10 protein-coding genes and 1 pseudogene are annotated in these 9,781 nt (G+C 30.8%); 10 read left to right on the plus strand and 1 reads right to left on the minus strand.

From position 1 onward, the window contains the following. The 10 genes and pseudogenes from ACJAX4_RS18895 to ACJAX4_RS18940 form a co-directional block, all read left to right on the plus strand. Positions 1-243, plus strand: a pseudogene (locus tag ACJAX4_RS18895) (pyridine nucleotide-disulfide oxidoreductase); the annotation flags it as partial. A gap of 160 nt (positions 244-403) precedes the next feature. Beyond that, entirely contained in the window at positions 404-1,375 is a 972-nt protein-coding gene (locus tag ACJAX4_RS18900) for a polyprenyl synthetase family protein (protein WP_435790988.1), read from the plus strand. A 23-nt stretch (positions 1,376-1,398) separates the two neighbouring features. Next, positions 1,399-2,817 (plus strand): menaquinone biosynthesis decarboxylase, encoded by a 1,419-nt coding sequence (locus tag ACJAX4_RS18905; protein ID WP_435790989.1) that lies wholly within the window; start codon positions 1,399-1,401, stop codon positions 2,815-2,817. Further along, complete coding sequence (locus ACJAX4_RS18910) at positions 2,798-3,658, plus strand: UbiA-like polyprenyltransferase (protein ID WP_435790990.1); 861 nt, start codon at positions 2,798-2,800, stop codon at positions 3,656-3,658. Before ACJAX4_RS18905 ends, ACJAX4_RS18910 begins: the two co-directional genes overlap by 20 nt. A 12-nt stretch (positions 3,659-3,670) precedes the next feature. Next, complete coding sequence (locus ACJAX4_RS18915; RefSeq protein WP_435790991.1) at positions 3,671-4,252, plus strand: UbiX family flavin prenyltransferase; 582 nt, start codon at positions 3,671-3,673, stop codon at positions 4,250-4,252. Beyond that, on the plus strand, positions 4,249-5,007 hold the full coding sequence (locus tag ACJAX4_RS18920) for an ATP-binding cassette domain-containing protein (RefSeq protein ID WP_435790992.1): 759 nt from the start codon (positions 4,249-4,251) through the stop codon (positions 5,005-5,007). The genes ACJAX4_RS18915 and ACJAX4_RS18920 overlap by 4 nt, the downstream gene beginning before the upstream one ends. After that, the gene (locus tag ACJAX4_RS18925) at positions 4,997-5,740 is read left to right on the plus strand and encodes an ABC transporter permease (RefSeq protein WP_435790993.1); all 744 of its coding nucleotides are present in this window, start codon (positions 4,997-4,999) and stop codon (positions 5,738-5,740) included. Before ACJAX4_RS18920 ends, ACJAX4_RS18925 begins: the two co-directional genes overlap by 11 nt. A 97-nt stretch (positions 5,741-5,837) precedes the next feature. Further along, positions 5,838-6,185: an FMN-binding protein gene (locus ACJAX4_RS18930; protein ID WP_435790994.1), complete on the plus strand. Its 348-nt coding sequence runs from the start codon at positions 5,838-5,840 to the stop codon at positions 6,183-6,185. Between the two features lie 23 nt (positions 6,186-6,208). After that, positions 6,209-7,792 carry an ATP-binding protein gene (locus ACJAX4_RS18935; protein ID WP_435790995.1) on the plus strand — a complete coding sequence of 528 codons (1,584 nt, stop codon included), beginning with the start codon at positions 6,209-6,211 and terminating at the stop codon, positions 7,790-7,792. Next, a complete protein-coding gene (locus ACJAX4_RS18940; RefSeq protein ID WP_435790996.1) occupies positions 7,785-8,480 on the plus strand; it encodes a response regulator in 696 nt (231 codons plus the stop codon). Before ACJAX4_RS18935 ends, ACJAX4_RS18940 begins: the two co-directional genes overlap by 8 nt. A gap of 34 nt (positions 8,481-8,514) precedes the next feature. On the opposite strand, the gene ACJAX4_RS18945 is transcribed toward ACJAX4_RS18940, so the two are convergent. Continuing rightward, positions 8,515-9,690, minus strand: a complete 1,176-nt coding sequence (locus ACJAX4_RS18945; protein WP_435790997.1) for a DUF4317 family protein — start codon at positions 9,688-9,690, stop codon at positions 8,515-8,517. Positions 9,691-9,781: the final 91 nt, after the last annotated feature.

Genomic DNA, 9,781 nt, shown 5'->3' on the forward strand with positions numbered 1-9,781 from the left:
GGATTATTACTGATAGTTGGACTATTCAGTGCAATTGCTTCACTTACATCAATTGCTATGGGTATGATGATATGGACTTCAGGAATGGCTCCTACTGAGATGTTATGGTACTTAGCCGCAGGAGTAGCTCTTATAGGTGGATCAGGAAGTACTTTTGGTATGGATTATTATGTACTACCAGTTTTAAAGAAATATTGGAAGAAGATAGGATGGGTTAAAAAATCTTATCTGTATGTTGATTAATAAACATATGTTAAAATGCAGTTAAAAATTAAATTTTTAAAAAACAAATGTCCTTTTAAAATATTTAAAAGGACATTTGATATTATAGTGGAATATTTAATTAGTAGTGATTATCTTCACACAATTAAAACTTTAAAAATAATTGGACACAGGTGATAAAATGAGTAAATTATGGGAAAGTTACCCTCATATTACAGAAGAGTTACAGGATGTAAAAAGAATAATAGTTGATAACGTAAAATCCAGTGAAAAAGAATTTGATGAAGCGATTTCTCCACTAGTTAACGCAGGGGGAAAGATGTTAAGACCTGCTTTTTTGCTACTGGCATCAAAATTTGGAGAATATGACAAGGATAAAATGCATAATCTAGCAGCGGCCATAGAAATGATGCATATGGCTACTCTCGTTCATGATGATGTTGTAGATGAATCTAAACTCAGGCGTGGCGTAGAAACAGTGCAACACAAATATAGTAAAGAATATGCAGTGTATATAGGCGATTTTCTGTTTTGCCAATGTTTTATAATGCTATCATCATATAATTATTCCACAGAAAACCTAAAAGACATTTCAAAGGCCATATCTAAGATATGTATGGGTGAAATAATACAACATAATATCAGATATGCAAAAAAGACAAATCTCAAAAAATACATAAAAATTGTATCAGGGAAAACAGCAGCACTATTTGCTATTAGTTTTTATACTGGAGCAAAAGAATCTAAATGCACTGAGAAAACTTCAAAGCTACTTGGAAGAGTTGGCTATTATATTGGAATGGCTTTTCAAATCATAGATGACCTGCTAGATTATAGTGGAGATACAACTGAACTTGGTAAGACTGCACAAAGCGATTTAATTAGGGGTTATTATACTCTGCCATTAATATATGCTATGTCAGAGGATAAGGAAAACAAGATTTTAAGTATTTTAGAAAATTCTTCATTAAACGATGAGGCTGTTCGCGAAATAACTATTCTAGTAAATGAATTTAAAGGAATAGATAAAGCGAAAAATTTAGCAGATAAATACACAAAAAAGGCATTTGATTATATAGAAAAATTACCTGAGTGTGAAAGTAAAAAAACAATTAAGGATATAACACAAAAATTATTAAATCGCAATTCCTAACGAATTTTGAAAGGAATGAATTTATGGCTTTTAAAGATTTACAGGATTTTATGCATCATTTAAAAGAAAAAAGACTTCTAGATGAAATTGAAATAGAAGTAGACAGTGACCTTGAAATCACAGAAGTAGTTGATAGAGTTTCAAAAAAACATGGTAATGCACTACTTTTTAAAAATGTAAAAAACTCTAAATACCCAGTACTTATTAATTCCTTGGGAACCTATGAGAGAATAAACTATGGGCTCGAGGTAGAAAATCTTGATGAAATTGCTGAAACTATAATGGATTTTATGAATGAAGTGAAATCTATTCCGAAACTTGCTAGGATTACAAAATGGGTACCTGAAAAAGTAAAAAATGCTCCTTGTCAACAAGTAATAGAAGAATGCGATTTAAATACTCTCCCTATACTGAAGTGTTGGCCCAAAGATGGGGGGCGTTATATTACACTTCCTTTAGTAATAACAGTGGACCCAGAGACCAATCAGCAAAACGTTGGAATGTATAGGCTTCAAGTGTATGATAAAAATACTACTGGCATGCATTGGCATCTACATAAAGATGGTAAAGAAATATATGAGAAATATAGGAAGCTAGGATTAAAAATGCCGGTATCCGTAGCTCTGGGATGTGATCCAGCAACAATATATGCGGCAACAGCACCACTTCCTAAAATGATAGATGAAATGATATTTGCGGGATTTCTTAGAAAATCGCCTGTTGAATTAGTTAAATCAATAACTAATGATATTTATGTTCCAGCAAATGCCGAATTTATTCTAGAAGGCTATGTAGACTTAGATGAGAAGAGATTAGAAGGTCCATTCGGTAATCATACAGGATATTATTCTCTTGAAGATATGTATCCCGTGTTCCATATAGAAAAAATCACAAGAAAAAAGAACCCAGTCTATCATACAACAATTGTAGGAAAGCCGCCGATGGAAGATTGTTATCTAGGAAAAGCTACAGAACGAATTTTCTTACCTCTAATAAAGATTAAGTGTCCTGAAATAATAGATATAAATTCCCCAATAGAAGGCGTATTTAATAATTGTGTTATTGTTTCTATTAAAAAAGCTTATCCAAAACATGCTCATAAAATTATGAATTTGCTGTGGGAACTTTCACAAATGATGTATACAAAAATGATTGTTGTGGTAGATGCAAATATAGACCCAAAGGATATATCTACCGTTGCGTGGAAAGTATTTAACAATATAGATGCGAGTAGAGATTTAGTTATTTCGAAGGGGCCTTTAGATGCGCTAGATAATGCTTCAAATACTCCACGCTATGGGTCTAGACTTGGTATAGACGCTACAAAAAAATGGTCCGCAGAAGGACATACAAGGCCTTGGCCAGAAGATATAGAAATGTCAAAAGAAATTAAAGAAATGGTAGATGAGAGGTGGAAAAAATATGGTATTAAAGAAACTTAAAAGCTATGGAGAATTAGTTATGTTTTCACATACGCTTTTCTCCCTTCCTTTCGCTTTAATATCAATGATTTGGGCAGCTGAGGGGTTACCTTCAGCTGCTACAATATTTTGGATATTAATTGCTCTGATGGGTGCTAGAAATGGAGCAAATGCTCTCAATAGAATAGTAGATAAAGATATTGATAAAAAGAATCCTAGAACAGCAAATAGACATATGCCAAAAGGAGAGGTAAAAAATTATGAAGTATTTGGTATTGTGCTACTGTGTTTTTTTATATTCATTTTAGCTGCATACCAGTTAAATCCTCTGTGTTTTGTACTATCACCTGTGGCGCTTTTTCTGTTTATAATTTATTCTTATACTAAAAGGTTCACATGGGTATGCCATATAGTTTTAGGCGTTACTTGCGCTGGTGCACCTGTAGGGGCTTGGCTTGCGGTAACAGGTAAATTTGCGATAGCACCGATTATTTTGGGTGCTGTTGTAACATTGTGGGTAGCGGGGTTTGATATAATTTATGCAACTCAAGATATTGAGTTTGATAGAAAAACGGGACTATATTCTATCCCAGCTAAATTTGGTTTAAAGGGAGCTTTATACATATCAACATTGTTTCACTTTATTACTATTTTGCTTTTAATTATCTTATATTTTATAATGCATTTAGGCTTAATATATTTATTTGGCATTTTAATAAGTGCTAGTCTGTTAGCGTTAGAACATTATATTGTATCTCCATCTAATGAAAAAAAGATGAAACTTGCATCTTATAATATAAATCAAGTTGTAAGTGTTTTATTATTTATTTTTACAGTATTAGATTTTTTATATTATAGTTAAGAGGTGATTTATATGGGTAAATATATAGTTGGAATTACCGGAGCTAGCGGAAGTATTTACGGTGTGAGGCTTATAGAAGAATTAATAAAAGAGGAAAATGAAATTTTTTTAGTTATTACAGACAATGGTAGAAAAGTTTTAGAGTATGAGGTTGAGATAGATTTCCAAAAATGGTTTGAAAATATTAATAAAAACAAGACTAAGCTAAAATTATGTGCTATAGATGATATGTTTTCATGTATAGCAAGTGGTTCGTTTAAAACTGATGGGATGATAATTGTACCTTGTTCAATGGGGACTCTTTCAAAGATAAGTAATGGAAGCTCTGATAATTTATTAATAAGAGCTGCAGATGTAATGATTAAAGAAAAAAGAAAGTTGATTTTGATTCCAAGAGAAACTCCTCTTAGTTCTATTCATCTTAGGAACATGCTTTTTTTAAGTGATTTAAATGTTAGGATAATTCCACCAATGCCAGCTTTTTATCAAAAACCTAAAACAGTTGAAGATATTATAAATACAACTGTAGGGAGAATCCTTGGAAGTTTAAATGTGGATAGTGATTTATGTAATGAGTGGAGTGGAAATGAATGATAAAAATAAACAATTTAAAAGTTAGTTATGAAAATATGAATACGCAAACCTTGGTGATAGATAATGCGAATTTATCAGTAAAAAAAGGGGAAATATGTGCTTTAATCGGACCGTCAGGGGGAGGAAAATCTACTTTGTTAAAGGTTCTAGCAGGAATTATTGTAGACTATGATGGTGAAGTTTTAATAGATGGAAAAACGGTAGATCCAAAAATACATAGAATAGGTTTAATACCTCAGAATTATGGACTAGTTAAATGGAAAACAGTAGAAGAAAATATATTTCTCTCAGCAAAAATTAAAGATGGTAAGAAAAACATAGACATTGATTTTTATAAAAAATTGTTAAAGGAGTTAAGCCTTGTTGAACTTGTTAAAAGGTACCCAAATGAACTAAGCGGAGGACAAATGCAAAGAGTATCTATGGCTAGAGCACTACTTCTAAAACCTGAACTACTTTTAATGGATGAATCTTTTTCTGCATTAGATGCTATGACTCGAGAGGAAGTTCAAAAATTGTTTTTAGAAGTTTGGGAAGAACATAAGGTTACTACTATCCTTGTAACCCATGATATTAAGGAAGCAATATATTTAGCACAGGATATAGCTATAATCTCTTCGACTCCAGGGGAAATACTAGAAGTTATTCGTAATCCACTCTTTGGAACTGAGAATAATTCAGTGGATTTAGAGTACATACATATGAACAGTAAACTTAGGGGGATTCTTAAAGGAGATAGAAAAAATGAAACTTAAAGAAAATAAGGTAGTTAACTTTGGTATTGCTTTTTTTATTATTTTTGGATTGTGGCAGATAATAGCTATGTTTATTAATAAGGCTCTATTTCCACAGCCTTTTACAATATTACTGAATATAGTTAACACATTTCATAATGACATAGCAATTCATGTTGTATACAGCTTTAATAGAATAATATTAGGTCTATTGTTTACACTTGCAATAGGGATTCCAATAGGGGTTTTAATGGGGTACTTTAAGAAAATTGATTTAATATTGTCACCAATTGTATATTTTAATTATCCAGTCCCTAAGATTGCATTACTTCCTATAGTAATGCTTGTTTTTGGTTTAGGAGATTTAACGAAAATAGTTATGATATTTTTAATTACTTTTTTTCCCGTAGTGGTTAATATACGCGACGAAGTTAAAAACATTCCAGAAGAAGTTTTTTATCCTATGTATTCCCTAGGAGCAACAAATTATCAAATTGCAAAAGAAATTATTTTTCCAGGAATACTAAAGGCTATACTAACATCACTTAGATTAAGCATAGGCACAGCGATATCTGTTTTATTCTTTACTGAGAATTTTGGAACTGAATATGGCATGGGGTATTTTATTATGGATTCTTGGATGAGGATTAACTATATCCAGATGTATTCTGGTATTTTAATTTTAAGTATGATTGGCCTGCTTTTCTTTATAATAATTGATATAGCAGAGGGTATATTTTGTCCGTGGAAGTGAGCCTCAGCAAATGACATAGTAGTTTAAAAATGATATACTTATATTAATGGCTAGGAACTCCTAAAAAGGTATATGAAATAATAAGGAGGAGACTTATTTGAAAAAAATATTAAAGTTAACTTTAACAATTGTTTTAGTAACTACATTAGTTGCTTGTAGTGCTAAAACTATTAAATATAAAGACGGAACCTATGAGGGAAATGCTGAAGGCCATATTGGGAATATAAAGGTGCAAGTAGTCACGGATCAATATGATATAAAAGAAATTGTGATATTGGAACAGCAAGAAACTCCAGTAGTAGCTGATATAGTATATGATAAAATTCCAGCAAGAGTAATAAAGGAAAATTCTTCAGAGGTTGACGTTGTGGCAGGAGCTACGTATACAAGTAAGGCACTTATTAAGGCTATTAAGGATGGGTTAAGCAAAGCAATATTAGAATAATTATAATTTGAGGTGAAGTATTATTGAAATTACAGTATAGATTAACAATATTTATAAGCATTATAATACTCATCGTAATAGGGGTTATAGGAATTGTTTCTTATTATCAAGTTCAAAATTCTGTAGAAACTCAAATGGGAAATAATGCAATGGATTTAGCTGTAACGATTGCCTCTATTGATAAGATAGAAGAAACACTAGCGACCTCAAAAGATTACAAAACAGTTCAGGATACTATTGAAAGCTTCAGAGAAAAAACAAGGTTTCAGTATATTATAGTTATGGATATGGATGGTATAAAATACTCTTATCCTTATGGACGTTCCTTAGGTAAGAAATATACTGATGGTGGAGAAAAACGTGTTTTAAAAAAAGGTGAATCTTATGTGGCTAAGGACAAAAATGTGCTGTTCTCTGCATTAAGAGCCTTTGTACCTATATATTACAATGGGGAGCAAGTGGGGGCGGTTTTAGTTGGCCTTTTAACAGCTACTGTATATGCGGAACTCAGTATTTACATGTTTTATTTAAAGATAGCTTTAATAGGTGGACTTCTACTTGGAATATTAGCTGCAGCACTACTCTCAAATTCGATAAAGAAAAGTATATTTGGATTAGAGCCAAAGGAAATAGCTCTTCTTCTCGGACAAAAGGATTTAATTTTGCAGAGTCTCAAAAATGGTATTATAGCTATAGACAGTCAAGGCATAGTAATCCTTTTCAATAAAATGGCTAAGGAAATGTTAAATCTAGAGGATGAGGATATAGGTGAAAATATTTCTAATTTGAACATTAAGTATTCTGATGAATTTATGGAAGTACTTAAATCAGAAGAAGCAGTATATAACCAAGAGCTTAAAATGTGCCACGATAAAACGCTTATTTGCAGTCACAGCTTACTTAGAAATCCTAAAGAGGAAATTATAGGTGTTGTATCTAGTTTTCAGGATTTAACAGAAGTTAAGCATATGGCAGAAGAATTAACTGGTATTAAAAAAATGACTTCTGCTTTAAGAGCACAAAATCATGAATTTATGAATAAACTTCATACTATTTCAGGACTAATACAATTAGAAGAGTATGATGAGGTGATTGAGTACATTAGGGATATATCTAAAGTAAGACAAGAAGTTTCTGACACTCTTAGTAAAAGAATTAAAAATGTTCGCATAGCTGGGATACTTCTTGCAAAGTATAATAAGGCAACAGAGGCTAAAATTTCTATAGAAATTGATTCTAATTCTTATATAGATAAAATTCCTAAAACTACAACAGTAGACGAAATATGTTCTGTTATCGGAAATTTAATAGAAAATTCTATCGACGAATTGGTCAAAATTGAGAATGGTAAGCTTTATGTACTTTTAAATTCCAATAGTAGAGCACTTACAATTAGAATTAAGGACAATGGACCTGGAATTAGTAAAGATATATTAGGTAGTGTTTTTAATCGTGGGTTTACAACTAAGGAAGGTAATAGAGGCTTTGGTCTTAGTATTGTTAAGGAAATAATAAAAGATGCCGGTGGAAGTATAAATATCACACAAGATAATGGAACTATATGGGATATATATATACCAATGAAAAGGGGTAGAAAGAATGATTAAGGTTCTTATTATTGAAGATGACCCAATGGTTAGAGAGATTAATGAAAAATTCTTAAAAAAAGTAGAAGGTTTTGAATTGTATGCTTCAGTAAATTCACTTCAAAAGGCAAAAGAAGTTATAATAAGCGGTGAAATTGATCTAATATTATTAGATGTTTTTTTACCACAAGGTAAAGGCATAGACTTACTAAAGTGGGTAAGACTAGAGGATTATAAATGTGATGCTATATTAATAACTGCAGATAGAAACACAGAAACTATAGAAGAGGCATTTAGATACGGTGCAGTGGATTATTTAGTAAAGCCCTTTATATTCAATAGGTTTAAAGAAGCACTGCTTCAATTTAGAAGCAGAAAGAATAGTTTTAAAAACATTGATAGTATGGACCAGGGAATTATCGATAAATATACAATGAAAGAGAATAAACATGTTATCGAATATGATGATTATATAGGAGACATTAAGGGGTTTAATCAATACACTTATGAAAAAATTTTAATAGGAATATCTGACATGAAAGATAATACCTTTACATCTGAACAAATGGCAATAAATATTGGAGTTTCTAGAATAACAGCTAGAAGGTATTTAGATTATCTAGAAAAAGAACAAAAACTTGTTGTTGAAATGGAATATGGTAAAGTGGGTAGACCTAAAAATAAATATAGAAAAAAAGGAGAATATTAGCGCTGTTTTATAAGCGCTGATATTCTCGTCTTTATTAAAAATCTTCAGTTTCTAATTTAAATCCCTCTAAGATAATATCATCATTTATTTCAATAAGTAGGCATCTCCTGCCATCCTTATTTTTAACTTGTTTAACAGAATTTAAATCATTAGGAGTTAAAGTAATATTTGCAGTCTCACAAGTAACCTTTATGGATTTCGAATTAAAATCTGGTATAATATTATTTATCTTAAAATCATAACTTATACCACAGGTATCTTCAAATGCGGTATCTATATCACACATAATCTCTGCACCACAATTACTTAGTATATTTTTAACATCCATGATTCCAAGAGTAGGCGTTTCATTTTCATCTTCTTGCTGTGCAAGTTCATAAATATTAGCATAAATATCCTGAATAAGTTCAGGCTTAATTTTATCTCCAATTATAGCTTTCAATATATCACTAAAGCAATTTTTTTCGTCTTCTGCAGTAAATTTAAAACCACAGTCAAGAACATTCTCAATAAAGGAAATGTTTAGTTCTTTAGGTTTAGAAGAATAATATAAAATATTATTGATATCTGAATATCCATTGGTAAGGCTAGGGAACATGAATCCCTCTAAAGGAGTGCTAAGATTTATCACTGTATCTAATGCAGAATTAGCTTTAAATTCTTTGTCATTATAGTCATACTTCAGCGTTCTCTTTGGAATATCTATTTTATTTACACTAGATAAAATGAAATTAAAGGCTTGTACTGCATCATCAATACTTTCATCTGCATCTAAATTTCTATGATTTGTACCTAACCAGTACTCTGCTTTAATAAAAGTAATAACAACGTCAGTATCATATTTATAGTTAGTTGCAATTTTTTCAATAAGCTTATTTATGTAGCTTTGAATATCTATTTTATTATTCGCTTTCAAAGCACCATTTAAAAGCTTTTGAGTGTTATTTTCTTCCTCTATATTCTCAAAATTAAGTTCGAAAATTTTAGTGTCAAGAGCACCGGTTAGTACTTTCTTAAAATTTCCTAAAAACAATTCTTTTTTGTCAATCTCCATTCTATCAAAAAAATCAAATTCCGAATGAATAACTGGCTCAAAGTCAATTTGTACATTATCTTTTTTTAGATAAACACTATAAATTTCTTGGATTTTCATCATACCACTATCTAATTTAAATTCTTTTCTTATGCCTGCCAATTCTTTTTTATTCATCATTAACCTCTTTTCGTTGTTATATTCTTTTATATGTTTAAAATTATAACACAAAATCATGGAATTAAATTATTAAATTGCCAGTATTGTT

The sequence above is a fragment of the Clostridium sp. genome (assembly GCF_051278035.1).
Classification (GTDB): Bacteria; Bacillota; Clostridia; order Clostridiales; family Clostridiaceae; genus Clostridium_AD.

What these genes read in the sequence shown, in the direction of transcription:
- ACJAX4_RS18900 (WP_435790988.1), top strand. Translation starts at nt 404, where the DNA reads ATGAGTAAATTATGGGAAAGTTACCCTCATATTACAGAAGAGTTACAG.
- ACJAX4_RS18925 (WP_435790993.1), top strand. Translation starts at nt 4,997, where the DNA reads ATGAAACTTAAAGAAAATAAGGTAGTTAACTTTGGTATTGCTTTTTTT.
- ACJAX4_RS18905 (WP_435790989.1), top strand. Translation starts at nt 1,399, where the DNA reads ATGGCTTTTAAAGATTTACAGGATTTTATGCATCATTTAAAAGAAAAA.
- ACJAX4_RS18945 (WP_435790997.1), bottom strand. Translation starts at nt 9,690, where the DNA reads ATGAATAAAAAAGAATTGGCAGGCATAAGAAAAGAATTTAAATTAGAT.
- ACJAX4_RS18940 (WP_435790996.1), top strand. Translation starts at nt 7,785, where the DNA reads ATGATTAAGGTTCTTATTATTGAAGATGACCCAATGGTTAGAGAGATT.
- ACJAX4_RS18915 (WP_435790991.1), top strand. Translation starts at nt 3,671, where the DNA reads ATGGGTAAATATATAGTTGGAATTACCGGAGCTAGCGGAAGTATTTAC.
- ACJAX4_RS18910 (WP_435790990.1), top strand. Translation starts at nt 2,798, where the DNA reads ATGGTATTAAAGAAACTTAAAAGCTATGGAGAATTAGTTATGTTTTCA.
- ACJAX4_RS18920 (WP_435790992.1), top strand. Translation starts at nt 4,249, where the DNA reads ATGATAAAAATAAACAATTTAAAAGTTAGTTATGAAAATATGAATACG.